Source organism: Brevibacterium sp. W7.2 (assembly GCF_018137945.1).
In the GTDB taxonomy this organism is placed as follows: Bacteria; Actinomycetota; Actinomycetes; order Actinomycetales; family Brevibacteriaceae; genus Brevibacterium; species Brevibacterium sanguinis.
Genome location: NZ_CP073089.1, coordinates 990,008 through 1,008,952 on the forward strand (window position 1 = coordinate 990,008; position 18,945 = coordinate 1,008,952).

At 69.3% G+C, this 18,945-nt stretch carries 18 protein-coding genes; 16 read left to right on the forward strand and 2 right to left on the reverse strand.

Annotation, left to right across the window (positions count from 1 at the left end):
- The first annotated feature begins 208 nt into the window (after nt 1-208).
- The 3 genes from panB (at nt 209) to J9315_RS04315 (ending at nt 4,079) form a co-directional block, all read left to right on the forward strand.
- Entirely contained in the window at nt 209-1,072 is an 864-nt protein-coding gene (panB, locus tag J9315_RS04305; RefSeq protein ID WP_211978869.1) for a 3-methyl-2-oxobutanoate hydroxymethyltransferase, read from the forward strand.
- Complete coding sequence (gene panC / locus J9315_RS04310; protein WP_249121022.1) at nt 1,072-1,992, forward strand: pantoate--beta-alanine ligase; 921 nt, start codon at nt 1,072-1,074, stop codon at nt 1,990-1,992. The genes panB and panC overlap by 1 nt, the downstream gene beginning before the upstream one ends.
- A 437-nt stretch (nt 1,993-2,429) precedes the next feature.
- Nucleotides 2,430-4,079, forward strand: coding sequence for a mechanosensitive ion channel (locus tag J9315_RS04315; protein WP_211978870.1), 1,650 nt, complete (start codon nt 2,430-2,432; stop codon nt 4,077-4,079).
- A gap of 970 nt (nt 4,080-5,049) precedes the next feature.
- Here J9315_RS04315 and J9315_RS04320 read toward each other — a convergent pair.
- Nucleotides 5,050-5,766, reverse strand: coding sequence for a LysE family translocator (locus tag J9315_RS04320; protein WP_211978871.1), 717 nt, complete (start codon nt 5,764-5,766; stop codon nt 5,050-5,052).
- A gap of 190 nt (nt 5,767-5,956) precedes the next feature.
- Between J9315_RS04320 and J9315_RS04325 the strand changes: the two genes are divergently transcribed.
- The 10 genes from J9315_RS04325 to J9315_RS04370 all read left to right on the forward strand — a co-directional run bounded on the left by J9315_RS04325 (nt 5,957) and on the right by J9315_RS04370 (nt 14,969).
- A complete protein-coding gene (locus J9315_RS04325) occupies nt 5,957-6,856 on the forward strand; it encodes a LysR family transcriptional regulator (RefSeq protein WP_211978872.1) in 900 nt (299 codons plus the stop codon).
- Nucleotides 6,857-7,073: 217 nt separating this feature from the next.
- Nucleotides 7,074-8,207 (forward strand): GuaB3 family IMP dehydrogenase-related protein, encoded by a 1,134-nt coding sequence (locus J9315_RS04330; protein WP_198499416.1) that lies wholly within the window; start codon nt 7,074-7,076, stop codon nt 8,205-8,207.
- 55 nt (nt 8,208-8,262) lie between these two features.
- The gene (locus tag J9315_RS04335) at nt 8,263-9,198 is read left to right on the forward strand and encodes an SURF1 family protein (RefSeq protein WP_249121023.1); all 936 of its coding nucleotides are present in this window, start codon (nt 8,263-8,265) and stop codon (nt 9,196-9,198) included.
- Nucleotides 9,195-9,632: a DUF3817 domain-containing protein gene (locus J9315_RS04340; protein ID WP_137825641.1), complete on the forward strand. Its 438-nt coding sequence runs from the start codon at nt 9,195-9,197 to the stop codon at nt 9,630-9,632. The genes J9315_RS04335 and J9315_RS04340 overlap by 4 nt, the downstream gene beginning before the upstream one ends.
- 80 nt (nt 9,633-9,712) lie before the next feature.
- Nucleotides 9,713-11,293 carry a glutamine-hydrolyzing GMP synthase gene (guaA, locus tag J9315_RS04345; protein ID WP_211978873.1) on the forward strand — a complete coding sequence of 527 codons (1,581 nt, stop codon included), beginning with the start codon at nt 9,713-9,715 and terminating at the stop codon, nt 11,291-11,293.
- A 199-nt stretch (nt 11,294-11,492) separates the two neighbouring features.
- Complete coding sequence (locus tag J9315_RS04350; protein ID WP_211978874.1) at nt 11,493-12,137, forward strand: biotin transporter BioY; 645 nt, start codon at nt 11,493-11,495, stop codon at nt 12,135-12,137.
- 182 nt (nt 12,138-12,319) lie between these two features.
- Nucleotides 12,320-13,039 (forward strand): ABC transporter ATP-binding protein, encoded by a 720-nt coding sequence (locus J9315_RS04355; RefSeq protein WP_211979253.1) that lies wholly within the window; start codon nt 12,320-12,322, stop codon nt 13,037-13,039.
- Nucleotides 13,040-13,196: 157 nt separating this feature from the next.
- The gene (locus tag J9315_RS04360) at nt 13,197-13,781 is read left to right on the forward strand and encodes a CbiQ family ECF transporter T component (protein WP_249121024.1); all 585 of its coding nucleotides are present in this window, start codon (nt 13,197-13,199) and stop codon (nt 13,779-13,781) included.
- 91 nt (nt 13,782-13,872) lie between these two features.
- Nucleotides 13,873-14,427, forward strand: a complete 555-nt coding sequence (locus tag J9315_RS04365) for a cysteine hydrolase (RefSeq protein WP_211978876.1) — start codon at nt 13,873-13,875, stop codon at nt 14,425-14,427.
- A gap of 200 nt (nt 14,428-14,627) precedes the next feature.
- The gene (locus J9315_RS04370; RefSeq protein ID WP_211978877.1) at nt 14,628-14,969 is read left to right on the forward strand and encodes a hypothetical protein; all 342 of its coding nucleotides are present in this window, start codon (nt 14,628-14,630) and stop codon (nt 14,967-14,969) included.
- A 60-nt stretch (nt 14,970-15,029) separates the two neighbouring features.
- Here J9315_RS04370 and J9315_RS04375 read toward each other — a convergent pair whose 3' ends face one another.
- A complete protein-coding gene (locus tag J9315_RS04375; RefSeq protein WP_211978878.1) occupies nt 15,030-16,172 on the reverse strand; it encodes a glycosyltransferase family 1 protein in 1,143 nt (380 codons plus the stop codon).
- A 230-nt stretch (nt 16,173-16,402) separates the two neighbouring features.
- Here J9315_RS04375 and J9315_RS04380 point away from each other — a divergent pair, with 230 nt between their 5' ends.
- The 3 genes from J9315_RS04380 (at nt 16,403) to J9315_RS04390 (ending at nt 18,745) form a co-directional block, all read left to right on the forward strand.
- Entirely contained in the window at nt 16,403-17,077 is a 675-nt protein-coding gene (locus J9315_RS04380; protein WP_211978879.1) for a LemA family protein, read from the forward strand.
- The gene (truA, locus tag J9315_RS04385) at nt 17,074-17,928 is read left to right on the forward strand and encodes a tRNA pseudouridine(38-40) synthase TruA (protein ID WP_211978880.1); all 855 of its coding nucleotides are present in this window, start codon (nt 17,074-17,076) and stop codon (nt 17,926-17,928) included. The genes J9315_RS04380 and truA overlap by 4 nt, the downstream gene beginning before the upstream one ends.
- A 223-nt stretch (nt 17,929-18,151) precedes the next feature.
- Complete coding sequence (locus tag J9315_RS04390; RefSeq protein WP_198499408.1) at nt 18,152-18,745, forward strand: DUF1269 domain-containing protein; 594 nt, start codon at nt 18,152-18,154, stop codon at nt 18,743-18,745.
- Nucleotides 18,746-18,945: the final 200 nt, after the last annotated feature.

Consider the following 18,945-nt stretch of genomic DNA (forward strand, 5'->3'; position numbering starts at 1 on the left):
TCGGCGCCTTATTTACGCACTTTTGAGCTTAATCACCTGTGGAGGGAAAGTGCAACCGACGCGGACCCGGGTACGCTGGTGGCAGGCTCGCGATCCGGGCCGGCTCCATGACGACGGTGCTTGCGACCGGTGCAGGCGGGCAGTGCGCGACCGCGCGGATGCCCCGGCCCACCGCGCATACCGAGACAGCCAACCACAGAGGATTCCCATGCCCGATGCGGCAGACGACAGCAGGCAGGCAGAGACGACACCCGTGTACGCGGCGGGTCCACCGCCTCGGCGGGTGCGCACCATCGACCTGCTCAAGGCGAAGGCCGCGGGGCGGCGCTGGGCGATGCTGACCAGCTACGACCAGTACACGGCCGCGCTCTTCGAGGAGGCGGGAGTCGAGGCGCTCCTCGTCGGCGACTCCGCGGCGAACAACGTCTTCGGCTACGACACGACGCTGCCGGTGACCGTCGACGAGCTCATCCCGCTCGCCCGCGCCGTCGCCCGCGCGACCTCGCGCGCGCTCATCGTCGCCGACCTGCCCTTCGGCAGCTACGAGATCTCCGACGAACAGGCCGTCGCCACGGCCGTGCGATTCATGAAGGAGGCCGAGGTCCACGCCGTCAAGCTCGAAGGCGGACAGCAGGTCGCCTCCCGGATCCGCGCGATCACCGCGGCCGGGATCCCCGTCATGGCGCACATCGGCTTCACCCCGCAGGCCGAGCACAACCTCGGCGGATATCGCGTGCAGGGCCGCGGTGACGCCGCCGACGCCCTGCTCGCCGATGCCCGTGCCGTCGCCGAGGCGGGAGCGTTCTCCGTGGTCATGGAGATGGTGCCCGCCCCGCTGGCCGCCCAGGTCACCGCCGAGCTGACCATCCCGACCGTCGGCATCGGGGCCGGCGCGGACTGCGACGCGCAGGTCCTCGTGTGGCAGGACATGGCCGGGCTGCGGCCCGGGAAGGCGCCTCGCTTCGTCAAGCGCTACGCCGATGTCCGGTCCGTCCTCACCGAGGCGGTCGAGACCTATGTCGCCGAGGTGGCCGGCGGGCAGTTCCCCGAACCCGAGCGGAGCTTCGAGTGATGTCGTCGGCGCAGGCGGCATCGGGGACGGAGAGCCGGGCGGGCGGCCTGGAGATCGGCGGGATTCCCGCGCTGCGCGCATGGCGCAAACGGCAGACGGGGACGGTCGCGCTCGTGCCGACGATGGGCGCCCTCCACTCCGGGCACCGCGCGCTCATGGAGCGTGCCCGGCAGACGGCCGACCACCTCGTCGTGTCGATCTTCGTCAATCCGCTCCAGTTCGGCCCCGGCGAGGACTTCACGCGCTACCCGCGGCCCTTCGCCGAGGACATCGCCGCGTGCGAGGAGGCCGGAGCCGACTTCGTCTTCGCCCCGGCGTTCATCGAGATGTACCCGTCGGCTCCCGAGGTCACCGTCACCGGCGGACGCATGGGCGCGGTGTTCGAAGGCGCCGACCGGCCGGGCCACTTCGATGGTGTGCTCACGGTCGTGTCGAAGCTCTTCACTCTCATCGACCCCGATGTCACCGTCTTCGGACTCAAGGACATTCAGCAGTTCTCCCTGGTCAGGCGGCTCATCGCCGACCTCGACTTCGACATCGAGCTCATCGGTCTGCCCGTCGTCCGTGACCGCGACGGCCTGGCGACCTCGAGCCGGAACGAATACCTCAGCCCGGGGGAGAGGGCCGCGGCGCTCGCGATTCCCCGCGCACTGGCGGCAGCGGAGAAGGCGGTGCGCATCGACCATGCGCTGCCGCCCGACACCCTCGACGTCGCCCGCCGGACGCTCGGCATCGGCCTCGCGACGGCCCGGGCGGAGGGCGGACCCGACGTCAGGGTCCACTACCTCAGCCTCGTCGACGCGGCGACCCTGCAGCCGGTCTCCGACCATTTCCGCGGTTCGGCGCTGCTGCTCGCCGCAGTCACCGTTGGTACGACCCGGCTCATCGACAACGTGCCCTTGGAATTCGCCGCAGAGTAATTGCCGGATCATTCCCGACGATCACGAGATGATTGTCTGACGTTTCCGCCGAGGTTATTCCGGTGGCACGTGTGCGATTCCCGCCGGTGCGCGACGATGAGCCGGCACGGTCTCAGTGCCCGGCATTTCGCAGATCGATCTCGGGCCGTCTCCTATTCGCCACCGGCGTCTTCCGTCTCAGGTCAGAGCGGTGCGCGAGGCCCGTCCTCGGGGTGCTGGAAAGCGATCTCGATGCGCAATTGTGATCGCCATATGAACGTCTTGTTAAGGCATTGAAATAAACGCATGAATGCCGCCGCCGTCAATTGCCATTTCGGCCGAAATCCGAGATGAAAGCTGACACACCCTTGTCCGGTGTGCTCCATTCGAATAGGCTCCGAATCAACAAGCGGCAATGACGCCTTGTTAGTCCGCAGAATCCGAAGGAGACAACGGAAATGCAAGACATATGGCCGGTCCTCATCAATGTGGGCCTTGCAATTCTCATTCTCATCGTCACGTGGATCGTCGCCTCGATCGTCAAATGGGCGATCGGCAAGCTCGTGGCCAAGATCCCGGCTCTGCAGAGAGACGGGCACAACGGCCAGCAGATCGGCCGCTCGGTCGGGCAGATCGCGGGCCTCGTCATCTGGATCCTCGGTCTCATCGCGGTACTCCAGCTGTTCGCCCTCGATCAGGTGCTCACGCCGCTGCAGGGACTGGCGAACGGAATCTTCGGGTTCCTGCCGAACATCATCGGCGCCGGTTTCATCTTCCTCATCGGCTACGTGTTCGCGAAGATCGCCAAACAGCTCGTCGTCACCGCCCTCGGCACCGTCGATCTCAGCCGGCTGACCTCGAAGTTCCGGTCGATCGGTGATCGCGCGGTCAGCGTCGCGGACTCCGATGGAGGCTTCCGTCGTCCCGGTGGCACATCGCAGCCGACGGCGAACCTCGACCAGGTCAATCCTCAGGGCGCGCCCATGGGTCAGGGCGGACCGGCGGGACCGGGCCAGCCCGGTGGTCAGCCGCCGCAGGATCAGCCGATGCCGCCGCAGGGTCAGCCCGGCCAGGGTCATCCGGGTCAGGGCCATCCCGGCCAGGGCCATCCGGGCCAGCAGGGCTACGGTCAGCCGGGGCATCCCGGTCAGCAGGGGCACCCCGGCCAGCAGGGACACCCTGGCCAGCAGGGCTACGGTCAGCCGAACGCGCAGGCCGATGCGAACGCTCGGGTGGTCAACCTCGTCGGCAATCTCGTCTTCGGAATCATCATCATCGTCGTCTCGATCGCGGCGCTTCAGGTGCTCGGCATCGCAGCTATCTCCGATCCCGCGCAGCAGATGCTCGAGATGTTCCTCCAGGCGATCCCGCTCATCATCGCCGCGGCGATCCTGCTCACCATCGGCTGGGTGATCGCGAAGTTCCTCGGCAACCTGCTCGAGGAGATCCTCCGCGGTGTCGGCACCGATAAGGCGATCGACTCGATCGGCATCTTCCCCGCGGGCACGAGCGCGTCGTCGGTGATCACGAAGATCGTCCAAGTCGCCATCATGATCTTCTTCGCGATCATGGCCACGAGGATGCTCGGCTTCCCCGAGATCACCAACATCCTCAATGAGATCCTCGCGCTGGGCGGCAGCGTCCTCTTCGGTGCGGTGATCATCGCGGCCGGCTTCCTCATCGCGGCGCTCATCGGAAAGTTCATCACGAACAACATCGCGAGCAAGGTGCTGCGCTATTCGGCGATCGCTCTGTTCATTGCGATGGGCCTGCGCTACATGGGCATCGCGGACTCGATCATCAACCTCGCGTTCGGTGCCGTTGTCATCGGTGGAGCCGCCGCCGCGGCACTCGCCTTCGGCCTCGGCGGTCGAGAGGCCGCAGCACGGCTGCTCGGCAAGGTCGAGGATGAGGCGGCCGACGTCGTCGAGTCCTCGGTCGGCGATCCGACCGGCGACCGCCTCGGCGGTGCGACCGGCCGCGCTCCCGGTGCCGGTCCGGTCGGCGGTGCCGGCCCAGTCGGCGGCGGTGCGGCTCCCGGTGCCGGCCCTGGTACGGGCTCGGTCGGTGACGGCCCCCGCAGCGACGGCCCCAACCACAGCGACTGAACCTCGTCCGGCTCGAGCCGCTCGCCGCATTCTCCGCGGGGGCAGCTCGGCCGGAATGGCAGTCAGCGGCGCCGGTGTCCGAGAGCGATCTCGGGCACCGGCGCCGTTTCGCGCGATGGCGCGCCGGATGTGGCGCTTGCGAAAAGTTGTTCTGCAGGCGAGAAGTTCGGGGCGCGCGGGTTCTGCGGGCCAAAAGTAGAACTGCGGGCGATCAGTCGTCCACAAATCTACTTTTGGCCGACATGGGCCGTGGCGAAGGCGTGTCGTCGCACTGATCGTGTGGCGAGGAGCTGCGCCGTACGGGCAGTGTCGCGGTAGCCGCGGGCCGCAGCACCGACTGTGTAGTGACTGGCTCGCTGTCGCCCCGCCGCGTCGCACCGATCGGCAATGGCGCGCCGCATGTGGCGATGGCGAAAAGGTGTTCGGCAGGCGAAAAGTTCGGGGCGCGCAGGTTCTGCGGGCCAAAAGTAGAACTGCGGGCTTTCAGTCGTCCGCAGTTCTACTTTTGGCCGACATGGGCTGTGGCGAAGGTGTGTCGTCGCACCGATCGTGTTGCGAGGCCGCGCCGCACGGGCGGTGTCTCGCGCGGTAGACGCGGGCCGCAGCGCCGATTGTGTAATGACTGGCTCGCTGTCGCCCGCCGCGTCGCACCGATCGGCAATGGCGCGCCGGATGTGGCGCTGGCGAGAAGTTGTTCTGCTGGCGAGAAGTTCGGGGTGCGCGTGTTCTGCGGGCCAAAAGTAGAACTGCGGGCGTTTAGTTCCCTGCAGTTTTACTTTTGGCCGACAGGGGCCGTGGAGAAGGTGTGTCGCCGCGGCGGACCGTGCGGTGGGGGCTGCGCCGCGCCGCACGGGCAGTGTCGCGGCAGCCGCGGGCCGCAGCGCCGACTGTGTAGCGGCAGACACGACGTTGTCCGGCCATGTCGCACCGACCGCGGCGCACCACCTGCGCCACAACCCCAGCGGGGGCGTCACATGGGGATGGCGGCGACCGTGATGCCCATGACGGCGAGGATGCCGGCGGAGACGGCTTCGATCCAGAAGTCGGTGCTGCGGCGCTGGAGGGCAGCGGCGGCGTATCCGGCGATGAGGGCGAGCAGGATCTGGTAGGCGAGCAGCAGGCCGACGACGATCGCGACGAGGAGCACGTAGTCGGTGCCCGCGGGGGAGGCGGGGACGAGCGTCGGCATGACGGCGAGGAAGAAGAGGCCCGCCTTGGGGTTGGACAGGGAGGAGAGCAGGCCGCGGCGGTAGGAGATGATCGAGGCGAGCTGGCCCCACGGGTGGGCGCCCTTGGCCGGGGCCACCTCGGCGACGAGGTCATCGGCGACGATGTCATCGGTGGCCGCCGCGATCTCGCCGACGGGGCCGAGCGGGGCGGTGCCGCGCAGTTCGCTGCGGATCTTCAGCGCCTGCCGGGCAGCGAGGACGCCGAGGAAGCAGAGGTAGGCACCGCCGACGATCTTGAGCACGAGGAGCGCCGAGGGGTAGGCGGTGAGGAGTGCGGAGATCCCGGTGAGCGCGGCGATCATCCAGATCGTCATGCCGGTCGCCGAACCGAGGGAGTAGATGAGCCCGGCCTTGCGGCGCAGTGCCGAGAGACGCACGGTGAGGATCGTCTCGGGTCCGGGGGTGACCGCGAGAACGGTGGCGGCGCCGGCGATGGTGATGAGCTCAGGACCGGTCATGGGACTCCTGTCGGGGTGGTGGTGCGAGTGCTGGCGAGGACGAACGAGCCGGATGCCGGCCGATTGCGGCCGAGACGCGGCGGCGCGAATCACGCCGATGACCAGTCTGCCGCAGAAAAAGCGTTGCGAAAAGCAATCATTCTCAAACGATCATCAGGCGGCACCGAACGATCTCGGCTACCCTGGACGGATGTGGGACCTCCAGCGCCTGCGCGTGTGGCGGGCCGTCGTCGCGACCGGCTCGGTCGTCGCCGCCGCGCGCAGCCTCAACTACACCCCGGCCACTGTGAGCCAGCACATCACGACTCTGCAGAAGGCGGTCGGCGCCGAGCTCTACCGCCGGTCGGGACGCGGGATCGAGATCACCGAACTCGGGCGCCGCCTCGCCGAGGAGTCCTCCGACGTCTTCACCGGCCTCGGCCGCCTCGACGGCCTCGTCGAGAGCTTTAGCGCCGTCCACCGCCCGCGGATGCGCATCGCGGCGTTCACCTCCTTCAACGCCGTCCTCCTGCCCGACATCATCGGCCCCGTCGCCCTCGAACACGAGGACCTGCGCTTCGACATCCAGCTCAACGAACCGGCGAAGGTCCGCCGCAGCCACTGCACGATCGAGATCCGCAACGAGGTCCCCCAGGACGAGGAGGGCAGCCTGCCGGGGATGTCGCGGACCGTGCTCTTCGACGACGACTACCGGGTCGTCGTCTCCGAACGCCATCCCTTCGCCGGCCGCGACTTCGTGCCGTTCAAGGAGCTCGCCGACGAACGCTGGGTCAACTACGACCTGTGGAACGGTCCGACGAGCCGCGTCGTCGATCTCGCGTGCGCTGCCGCAGGATTCGAGCCGACGATGTTCGCCGCCTCCGAGGACGACTACGCCGCACTCGCCCTCGTCGCGGCGAACCTCGCCGTGACCGTGCTGCCCCGGCTCTCGACCGAGCACCTGCCGCCCGGCCTCGTCGCCGTCGACCTCACCGACCCCACCCCGGTGCGCCGCGTCGTCATGCACGTCCGTGACCGTGAAGCCCACCTGCCGCACGTGCGGGCCTTCGCCTCCGCCGCCGAGGCGGTCGCCGCCGACCGCTTCCCCTGAACAGTCGTCCGGCTTCCCCCGGACACCGCACCCCGGACTGCGGTTGGGGCGCTCCCCGAGGTGGATCCCGCTCGACTTCGCGGCGAAAATCGAGCGGGATCCACCTCCGGGAGGCAATTCCCACGGCCGCGCCCCGGCACCGACCCGCCTCGGCAGCCGCTGCCTCCCTCACAGTCGGCTGAGACCTCCTGAGAGTCCGGTGGGATAGGCTGTGCGCGTGAGTTCTGAAATCGAGATCGGCAAAGGCAAGCGCGGTCGTCGGGGCTATTCGCTCGACGACATCGCCATCATCCCCGCACGTCGCACCCGCGATCCCGAGGATGTCTCCCTGTCCTGGCAGATCGACGCCTACCACTTCGAGCTGCCGTTCATCGGCGCGCCCATGGACTCGGCGATGTCACCGGACACCGCCATCGCGCTCGGGCGCCTCGGCGGTCTCGGCGTCCTCGACCTCGAGGGCCTGTGGACCCGCTACGACGATCCCGCCCCGCTGCTCGCCGAGATCGCCCAGCTGCCCTCGGACATGGCGACCTCCCGGATGCAGGAGCTCTACTCCGCCCCGATCCGCGCCGACCTCATCACCGCCCGCCTCGCGGAGATCCGCGACGCCGGCGTCACCGTCGCCGGGGCCCTGACCCCGCAGCGCACGCAGCAGTTCTACAAGACGGTCGTCGATGCCGGTGTCGACATCTTCGTCATCCGCGGCACGACCGTCTCGGCCGAACACGTCTCCTCCCAGGCCGAGCCGCTCAACCTCAAGCAGTTCATCTACGAACTCGACGTCCCCGTCATCGTCGGCGGGGCCGCCACGTACACCGCCGCCCTCCACCTCATGCGCACGGGCGCTGCCGGCGTCCTCGTCGGCTTCGGCGGGGGAGCGGCGGCGACGACGCGGCGCACGCTCGGCATCCACGCCCCGATGGCCACCGCGATCGCCGACGTCCACGCCGCCCGCCGCGACTACATGGACGAATCCGGCGGCCGCTACGTCCACGTCATCGCCGACGGCGGTCTGGGCACGAGCGGCGAGATCGTCAAGGCCTTCGGCGTCGGCGCCGACGCCGTCATGCTCGGCACCGCGCTCGCCCGCGCCACCGAAGCCCCCGGCCGCGGCATGCACTGGGGTGCCGAAGCCCACCACCCCGAGCTGCCCCGCGGCCACCGCGTCGAACTCGGCACGGTCGGCAGCCTCGAGCAGGTCCTCTTCGGCCCCGGTCGCACCGCGATCGGCGAACTCAACCTCGCCGGTGCCCTGCGCCGGGCGCTCGCCACGACCGGTTACGTCGACCTCAAGGAGTTCCAGCGCGTCGACGTCACCGTGTCCCCGTACCAGCCTGGATCGGTGGTCTGATCTGTTCCGTCTGGCACTGACTCCCAAATGGCTGGGGTCCCTGGTCTTCGTCCTCGTGCTCGTCAGCTGCTTCGTCGGCCTGTCGGCCTGGCAGGTCGACCGTGCCCAGCACAAGAACGACGTCGTCTCGGCGACCGACATCGATGAGACGAAGGACTTCAACGAGGTGATGGGCGCTCAGGCTCCGATGCCCGGCATCCTCGCCGACCAGCGCGTCAGCCTCACCGGCCGGTGGCTGCCCGACGACCAGGTCGTCGTCCCGGGGCGGATCAACGACGGCGAGGAGGGCTTCTGGGTGGTCACGATGTTCGCCCCCGACGACGCCCGCCTCGGCGAGGGAGCCGTCGCGGACACGACCGGCAAGACGATCGCGATCCCCGTCCTCCGCGGCTTCACCACCGACGAGGAGACGGCGATGAACTCGCGGGCCCTCGAGGGTCCGGTCGCCCTCGAAGCGCGCATCGGCCCCGTCGAGGGACCTGAACCCGGCACCGGTCTGCCCGATGGACAGGTGAAGACCGTCTCGACCTCCCAGCTCATCAACCTCTTCCCCGACCTGCTCACGTACTCCGGCTTCCTCATGCCCGAGACCGCGACCGGGGCGGCCGCCTCGGTGGGCACCGGAGGACTGACCCAGGTCGACACGACGACGACCCGTGACGAGGGCGGCTTCGACGTCCAGTCCGCGGTCTACGCGATCGAATGGCTGATCTTCGCCGGCATGGCCCTCTACATGTGGTGGCAGCTGCTGCGTGACGACTATGTCAGGACCCGCCTCGGCGAGGCCGGGGGCAGTGCGAAGGATCCGCAGGCCGGCGGCGACTACGTCATCGTCAAACCCGCAGGCCAAGCCCGGATCGACCCCGAGGTGATGTCCGGGCTGACCGGACTGCCCGCCCACCGGCACGGTGGAGCGAAACCGCGCAGAGCCGACAGCCAGACCCAGCCCTCCCCGACTGCCAGCACCACGACCGAAGGACCCGAAGCGTGAGCGACCACCCCGAGAACCTCGATTCCCGCCCCGAGGTCGACGAGTCGAACCTGTGGAGCGTCAAGCGCTTCACCTCGGCGCGCAATGCCCTGAAGTTCTACCGTGTCATGGCGATCATCACCGGCACGATGCTGATGATCCTCACGGTCGAGATGATCTACAAGTACCTCATCGCCCCGGACCCGTCGACGGCGCTGATGTTCGGTGACTTCAATCTCGCCGCGGCGATCGCGATCAGCCACGGCTGGTGCTATGTCGTCTACCTCATCGGCTGCTTCTGGCTCAATCAGCAGATGCGCTGGAGCCTCGGCCGCTACCTCATCCTCGCCCTCGCCGGCGTCGTCCCGGTGATGTCGTTCATCCTCGAACGCCGCATCCACCGCCAGGTCGAAGCCGAGCTCGCCGCCGCCGTCGTCGTCGCTCCCAGGAGCTGAGGACCCCCGCCGAGGCGGTCGCCGGGTTCCGTCCGGAGCCGGCGATCCGGTGCGTCCCGCCGTTGATTAGACTTGGGGGCATGACGAACCCCCAGAGCACACAGGTGCCTCCTGTTCTCGTGGTCGATTTCGGCGCGCAGTACGCGCAGCTCATCGCCCGCCGGATCCGTGAGGCGGGACTGTATTCCGAGATCATCGCCCATGACGCCCCGGCGGCCGAGTTCGCGGCCAAGAACCCCGTGGCCATCGTGCTCTCCGGCGGACCCTCGAGCGTCAACGACGAAGCGGCGCCGCCCTTCGACGAGGCGGTCTTCGACCTCGGTGTCCCGACGATGGGCATCTGCTACGGGTTCCAGCTCATGTCGACGAGCCTCGGCGGTCGCGTTGCAAAGACCGACAAGCGCGAGTACGGCTCGACCCCGGTCGCCGTCGCCGACCAGGGGGCGCTGCTCGCCGAGACCCCCGACGCCTACACCGTGTGGATGTCCCACGGGGACTCCGTCGCCGAGGCGCCCGCGGACTTCACCGTCCTCGCCTCGACCCCTGACACCCCGGTCGCGGCCTTCGAGCACCCCGAGCGGAAGTTCGCCGGCGTCCAGTGGCACCCGGAGGTCCTCCACTCCGAGAACGGGCAGAAGATCCTCGAGAACTTCCTCTACCGGGTCGCCGGTCTCGAAGCCGACTGGACGAACGAGTCCGTCATCGACGAACAGGTCGACCTCATCCGCCAGCAGGTCGGGGACAAGCAGGTCATCTGCGCGCTCTCCGGCGGTGTCGACTCCTCGGTCGCCGCCGCGCTCGTCCACAAGGCGATCGGCGATCAGCTCACCTGCGTCTTCGTCGACCACGGACTGCTGCGCGAAGGCGAACGGGAACAGGTCGAGAACGACTACGTCAACTCGATCGGCGTCCGCCTCGTCACCGTCGACGCCCGTGAGCGGTTCCTCAAGGAGCTCGCCGGGGTCACCGACCCGGAGGAGAAGCGCAAGATCATCGGGCGCGAATTCATCCGCACCTTCGAGACCGCCGCCGCCGACCTCGTCCTCGAGGCCAAGGACGAAGGCGAGGAGATCGGCTTCCTCGTCCAGGGCACGCTCTACCCCGACGTCGTCGAATCCGGCGGCGGGTCGGGCACGGCGAACATCAAGAGCCACCACAACGTCGGCGGGCTGCCCGAGGACATCCAGTTCCAGCTCATCGAGCCCCTGCGCGCCCTGTTCAAGGACGAGGTGCGCGCGATCGGCCGTGAGCTCGGCGTGCCCGAGGTCATCGTCTCCCGCCAGCCCTTCCCGGGACCGGGCCTGGGCATCCGCATCATCGGCGAGGTCACCGAGGAGCGGCTTGCGATCCTCCGCCGGGCCGATGCGATCGCCCGTGAGGAGCTGACGAAGGCCGGCCTCGACGGTGAGATCTGGCAGTGCCCGGTCGTCCTCCTCGCCGATGTCCGCTCGGTCGGCGTCCAGGGTGACGGCCGCACGTACGGCCACCCCGTCGTCCTCCGACCGGTCTCGAGCGAGGATGCGATGACCGCCGACTGGACTCGGATCCCCTATGACACGCTCTCGGTGATCTCGAACCGGATCACCAACGAGGTCGATGACATCAACCGCGTCGTCCTCGACGTCACCTCGAAGCCTCCGGGCACGATCGAATGGGAGTGAGCGCCGTCCGTGTGGGGTGACCTCGGGCGTCCACGGGTGCCGAGTCAAGCGCTGAGTCGAGCGCTGGGTCGGGCTCTGAGTCGGGCAGTGCCAAGAAGCGGAGCGCGATCTGTGCCCTGCCGACAACTCCTGAACGGTGTTCAGCTACAGTGGGGTCAGCCCGGGTGAGGCCCGGGACGACCCGACCGTTGGAGAACCCATGACCCACGCAGACAGCACCGCCGCCGCGGGCACCGCTTCGCTCAAGACCCCGAGCCGGGCCGGCGACATCGCGCTCATCGCCGTCTTCGCCGCCCTGCTCGCGGCGTTCGCGATGCTGCCCCCGATCCCCGTCGGTCCGGTGGGCGTGCCGATCACCCTGCAGACCTTCGCCGTGGCGCTGTGCGGCCTCGTCCTCGGCCCGTGGCGCGGCGCCGCCGCCGTCGGACTCTACGTCGTCCTCGGGCTGCTCGGACTGCCGATCTTCTCGGGGATGCGCGGCGGCATCGCCGTGCTCGCCGGCCCGATCGCCGGCTACATCATCTCCTTCACCCTCTACGCGCTGGCCGCCGGATTCGTCGCCCGCTGGGCGCTGCGCCGCTACCGGGGCGTGGCCCTGTGGGTCGCGATGTTCCTCGGCTCCCTTGGCGCGAGCTTCCTGCTCAACCACCCGCTCGGCATCCTCGGCATGTCGATCAACGGCGACCTCCCGCTCGGCGTCGCCTTCGCCGCTGACCTCATCTACTGGCCCGGTGACATCATCAAGAACATCCTCGCGGTGTCCGTGGCCCTCCTCATTCACCGGGCCTTCCCCGACATCCTCCGCCGCCGAGGCGTCCGCCCCCAGATCCCGGACGCCGTGTGATCTTCCGCCGCTGCTCATCATCGAACGCCCCACCGCCCGCCGAGGCGGTGCCCGGGTCCGCCGCAGACCCCGGGTCCGCCTCGGGCTCGGATGATCCGCGGTCGGCCGCCTCGGTGCCGGCCGGATCCACCGCCTCGGTGCCGGCCGGATCCACCCCTGCCCCGGCGGGGGACCGCCGGGAGATCTCCCTGTCCGGGGTGACGGTCGGGGTCGTCGACGACACCCCCACCGGGGATGCCTTCCGGCCGATCCTCACCGACATCGACCTGCGGCTCACCGAGCCCGCGGTCGCCGTCATCGGGGCGAACGGGTCGGGCAAGTCGACCCTGCTCCAGCTGCTCAACGGACTCGTCACCGCGAACGCCGGACAGGTCCTCATCGACGGCATCGATCCCGCCCGGCGGCCGGGCGAAGTGCGCTCCCACGTCGGCTTCGTCTTCACCGACCCGGCCGCACAGCTCGTCATGCCGACCCCGCTCGAGGACATCGAGCTCTCCCTGCGCCGCCGCGTACCCAAGCGCGAACGCCGGGCGGCTGCTCTCGCCGTGCTCGACGAACTCGGGATCGCCGACCTCGCCGACCGCAGCGTCTACGAGCTCTCCGGCGGGCAGCGGCAGCTCGTCGCCCTCGCCGCCGTCCTCGCCGTCGACCCGCAGATCCTCGTCCTCGACGAACCGACGACCCTGCTCGACCTGCGCAATCGGGAGCGGCTGCGCGCGCGGCTGAACGACCTCGTGGCCCGGCGCGGCGTCCGCATCATCGTCTCCACTCACGACCTCGAATTCGCCGGGATCGCCGACCGTGCCATCGTCGTCGAAGCCGGGCGCATCGCCCACGACGGCACCCCCGCCGAGGCGGTCGCAGCCTACCGGGACATCGTCATGAGCGAGACCCATGACTGAGGCCCGGCAGACTGGAACTGGGCAGACCCAGGGAAGGCAGACCCAGGGAGGGCAGACCCAGGGAGGGCAGGCTCGTTCTGGCCGTGAACAGGCCGACCGAGTCCGGGCTGGCCGCACCCGGGCCGGGGTCCGGCGCCGCCCCCAGCTCTTCGGAACGGTGAGCCGACAGCGGGGCTGGCTGCACGGGGTGCCGACGGGGTGGAAGCTCGCAGCGATCGCCGTCATCGGTCTCGTCGCGCTGATCTTCCGCGACCCGATCATCAACTGGTCGATCTTCGCCGTCCTCGTCCTCGTCGGCTTCAACGCCCGCCTGCCCCTCCGGCGATTCGCCCTGACCTGGGCGTATGCGGCGGTTCTCGTCATCATCGTCATGGTCCTCCAGTTCTTCTTCGGGACCCTGCAGGCCGGTCTGGCCGTGGCCGGAACCGTCTTCGCCTGCGTCCAGGCGGCGCTGCTGCTCACCCTGACGACGACCGTCGGCCAGCTCCTCGACGCGTTCGCGGCGATCGTCTCCCCGCTGCGCCGCCTCGGCGTCGACACCGAGGTCATCGCCCTGACCGCCGGACTCATGGTCCGCGCCATCTCGCACATCTCGGGGCTGCTGACCGATGCCGATCGGGCCGCCCGCGCCCGCGGACTCGAGACGAGCCTCAAGGCCCGAGTCGTGCCCGCGATCCTCCGATCGGTGAAATACGCGCAGGACACAGGTCGCGCCCTCGACGCCCGCGGCATCGTCGACTGATCGCCAGCAGAGACGCCACCGCGCTGACGTGTCCTCCGGAGTACCGTCGGAACCAGCGGGGCGAGTGACCCCGCGCAGAGGGGAGATGCACATGAGCGACCACACCGGCACCGTCCTGCTGGCCATGGACTTCCAGAACGGCATCGCCGGGCCCTTCGCCGAGGCCGAGGTCGTCGCCCGTGCCAAGGACGCGATCGCCCACGCCAGGCAGGTCGGGATTCCCGTCGTCTGGGTGCACGTGGCGCTGCGACCCGGCTATCCGGAGCTGCCCGAGACCTCACCGTTCATGCGCATCGCCTCCCACGGCGACCTGTCCGAGGAGAGCGCGGCGACGCAGATCCTCGATGCCATGGGACGCCGAGACGATGAGCTGCTCGTGACGAAGCGCCGCGTCGGGGCATTCAGCGGCAGCGACCTCGCCGAGGTGCTCCGGGGACTGGGAGCCACCGAGCTCGTCCTCTCCGGGATCGCCACCCGCGGCGTCATCCTCGCCACGATGCGGCAGGCCGCCGACCTCGACTATCCCGTGACGATCCTCGCCGACGCCTGCGCCGACCGCGACGAGGAGGTCCACCGGGTCCTCATCGAGAAGGTGCTGCCGTGGCAGGCCGATGTCGTCACCGTCGACGAGTGGATCGGGAAGTAACGCCCCTGCCATCGAGACGGACACTTCGCGTCGAGACCGGCACTGACAACTGTCGGTCTCGACGCGAAGTGTCCGTCTCGATTTCAGGGAGACCCAAGCTGCGGCCCATGACCTGCGGGTTGAGCCGCCGCGAGCACGCGAATCCGTGTGTGCGTGGTCCTGTTACGGTGGAAGCGGACCGCAACCGAAGAGAGGATCGCATGCCCTTGGTCATCATCGCCGCTCTGTTCCTCTCCGTCATCAGCGTCGGCCGCAACGGACAGAGCGTGCCCGAGACCGCGAGCGCATTGTCATCCGTCCAGGTCATCGCCGCAATCCTCGCTGGTGCGGGACTGTGGGTGAGCCTGCGGCGGAAGGTTCGAGCAGTCCCGGCCGACCGGTTCGCGCTCCTCGGGGCTCTCGTCTGTCTCGTCGTCATGATGACCCTCAGCAGCGGCATCGTCTCGCCGATCGCGATCTACGCCACTGCGCTGCCCCTTTCGTTCTACGTCGCGTGGCTGGTCACCCGTGCGCAGGGCGCGAACGCTGACGGCACGGAGTGAGCCGCAGCCGGGTGCGTTGGCCGGGTGCGCAGCCTGCCACCGGCACTGGCGGCCGGATCGTCAGCGGGTCGAGGTGCCCTCCGCGCCCGCCCAGGCGAGGACGTTGAAGCTGCGGCCCATCACCTGCGGGGTGGGATTCTCGATCGCGCGGGAGTAGTGGCCGACGAGCTGGGAGCACACGCTCTTCCACGAGCGGGACAGCACCTGCTGGCGTCCGGCGACGCCGAAGGCCCGGCGCTTGGCCTCGTCGCCGAGGAGATCGACGACGTGCTGGCGCATCGCGGCGAGGTCCTTCGGCGCATACAGCCACCCGGTGTGCGAGGAGTCGACGAGGTCGAGGGGACCGCCGCGGGCGGGAGCGATGACCGGCACTTCCGAGGCCATAGCCTCCTGGATCGTCTGGCAGAACGTCTCGAGCTCACCGGGAGCGACCATGAGATCGAAGCTCGCGACCGCCTGGGCGAGGGCGTCCCCGCCGAGGAAGCCCGCGAAGTGCGCCTTCGGCAGCAGACGCTCGAGCTTCGACCGCCACGGACCGTCGCCGACGATGACGAGCTTGGCATCGGGCACATCGGCGAGCACGCTGAGGTCCTCGACCTGCTTCTCCGCGGCGAGGCGACCGACGAAGCCGATGATCCGCTCCCCGTTCGGAGCCACCGAGCGCCGCCACTGCTCGGAGCGGTGGCTGGGGTCGAAGCGGCTCGAGTCGACTCCGCGGGCCCAGTGATCGACCTCGGCGACGCCGAGGCCCTGGAGCTGCGCGATCGTGTACGACGACGGTGCGAGCGTGAGGGAGGCGTGCTGGTGGATGTTGCGCACGTGGGTCCACAGCATCGCCTCGATGCCGTGCATCCCGTAGCGCGCGGCGTAGGCGGGCACCTCGGTCTGGTAGATCGCCACGGTCGGCAGGTCGAGGCTCTGCGCGGCGAGCACCCCGCGCCAGCCGAGGACGAAGGGACTGGCGAGATGGACGACGTCGGGGGCGAACTTCTCGAGCAGACGCCGGATGCGGGTGACGCCGCCGGGAGCGACGCGGATGCGCCGATACTTCGGCAGGGCGATCGAGGGGACGCGCACGATCCTCGCCCCCGACACCTCCTTGGGGCCGTCGCGGCGAGTGCCCGGAGCGATGACGAGGACCTCGTCGCCGCGATCGGACAGATGCTCGAGGACCCGCAGGAGTGAGTGGGTGACCCCGTTCATGTTGGGGAGGAAGGATTCTGCAATGATCGCTACTCTCACAGCACTCAGTCCACGCCGCCAGAGTGAAGACACGGCGACGGACAGGCGACGTGTCGGCGACCACTGTCGGAAATCGACCCGGCCAGGTGACCGGGGGTCGACGCGTTCGCGACGAGGGTGAACCCTGCGTAAACTTGAACCGCCGAGGCGGTGGCCGGCACCTCGGTCGACCGCACGTGAGAGGAGCCCGGGTGTTCTGGACCATCGTCACCGCCGGTGCGGTCTCGGTTCTCGTCGTCGCCGCGGTCATGCTCATCATCCTCCGGTTCAACCAGCTCTCGATGGCCCGCTCCCTCTGCGACGAGGCGAAACGTCAGCTCGTCGTCGAACTCCGCGCCCGTCATGCCCTTGTCCCCGCCTATCTCGGGACCCTCCAGCAGGTGACGACGCGCGATCTCGCCCCGCTCGAACTCGCGCTCGCCTCCGCCGAACGCGCCCCGTTCGGCCCCCGCGGCGCGGCCGCGGAGAACGCCCTGACGGCGGAGATCAACGATGCCGCCGCCCTCCCGGGACGCCGCGCCGAGGCGACCGGCGGACCCGACGCCTCAACGGGGATGCGCGACGAACTCGACATGACCGTCCAGCTGCTCCACGGTCAGCTCAGCGTCCTCTCCGAGCGCATCATCGCCGTCTCCCGGCTCTACAACGCCAACGTCGACCGCTACCACCACCAGCGCCGCCGCACGCTCTCGCGCCTCTTCGGTCGGGTCTTCACCCCGCGGGAGCACTTCACCGAGGCGCTCGCGGACTCCGCCGTGCCCCGCACAACGGACAGGACAGTGACCCGCGGACCGGGGACGACCACCTCGGCGCGCGATGCGGACAGCGCCGACCAGGGACCGGAACGGGGAGTGGTCGAGGCGTGACCCGCTTCCGCCTCGACCTCGGCTACCGGGGCACGGACTTCCACGGCTGGGCGAAGCAGCCGGGCCTGCGCACCGTGCAGGGCAGCCTTGAGGACGGGCTCGCCCGGGTCACCGGCACCGAGGTGGCCACCGTCGTCGCCGGCCGCACCGACGCCGGCGTCCACGCCCGGCGTCAGGTCGTCCACATCGACGTCGACGAGGCCGGCCTGGCCAAGCTCATCGGACGGTCGGGGCGCTCACCGGAGCAGGCCCTGCTCTCGCGCCTGCGCGGGGTGCTCACCGTCGACGGCTCCGACGACCTCGTCATCCACGCCGTGACCGAGGTGCCCGCCGACTTCGACGCCCGCTTCTCCGCACTGTGGCGCTCCTACCAGTACCGTCTCGCCGACCACCGGTCGTTCCTCGACCCGCTGCTCACCGCGATGACGCCCCGGCACAAGGGGGAGCTCGATGCCGAGGCGATGGCCGAGGCCGCGCACGAGGCGCGCGGACTCCACGACTTCCTCCCGTTCTGCAAGCCCCGGGACGGGGCGACGACGATCCGCACCCTCCACGACCTCGATGTCGCCCGCGACCAAGACGCCGTCATCACGATCGACCTCCGCGCCGACGCGTTCTGCCATCACATGGTCCGCGCGCTCGTCGGCGGCCTCATCCGCGTCGGGTCGGGGGCGTGGCCGGTGACCCGGCCCGCGGAACTCCTCGCCGAGGCGGACGCCGGGATCACCGCGACCGGACCGATGCACGTCACCCCGGCCCACGGTCTCGTCCTCACCGGGGTCGGCTACCCGGATCCGGCCGACTACGCGGCCCGGGCCGCGCAGACGATGGCCCGCCGCGACCTCGGCTGAGCAGGAGCCGGGTCGGTCGAGCAACGACCGGGTCGGCTGAGCAGCGGCCGGGTCGGTCGAGCGACTCTGACCGCCCCCTGGGAAAACAATCCGTCTTGATGACCCGTCATTGACCCTTTACTACAGGGATGGTGGAGTTCTCAGTACCCCACCGACCCCGATGGGGCGTTCCATCCCCACCCTCGCGGCTGACCGAGCCGCGTGGAGAAAGCAGGTGCGTGTCATGTCAGAAACCAACATCATTCTCCTCACCTGGGACAACTCAGGATCCGCCTATGAAGCCTTCAGCAAGTTCCGCGACCTCGACTCCGAGGCGCTCTCGATCGTCGCCTCGGCGGTCGTCGAACGCAATGACAAGGGCCAGCTGCGGGTCACCGACGGTCAGGACAACGACCTCGGCCTCTCGACCCTCGGCGGGGGCGGCATCGGCGCGCTCATCGGCGTCCTCGGCGGACCGCTCGGGATGCTCCTCGGCTTCGCCGCCGGTGCGCTCATCGGCTCGACGGTCGACGCGGAGCGCTCCTTCGACGCCGAGGACGCGCTCTCCGTGTTCAGTGCGGCTCTGCCGGCGGGGAAGACCGGTGTGATCGCCGAGGTCGTCGAATCCGATCCCACCGTCCTCGACGACTTCGCGAAGTCGACCGGTGCGACGCTGCTGCGCCGTCCCGAGGACGAAGTGCTCGACGAGGTCGCCGCGGCCGAGGACGCCGCCTACGCCGCCGCCGAAGCCGCGCGTCAGAAGGTCAAGGAGGAGAAGAAGGCCGAACGCAAGGAGAAGCGCCAGGAGCGCATCGACAAGATCAAGGCGAAGCTCTGAGCCCGACTTATGCTGAGCCTGGCTCGCGCAGAGCCGGACTCGCACTGAGTCTGGCTCGCGCTGGGCCCGACTCGCGCTGAGCTCAGACGGCGGCGCACGGCCCGAACGCCGGGTCGTGCGCCGCTCTCCGTGCCCAGGGCGGCGGCCCGACAGCGCGGTTTCCGACTGCTGTCCTTGTCGTCATCGGTCGCGATTTTGAG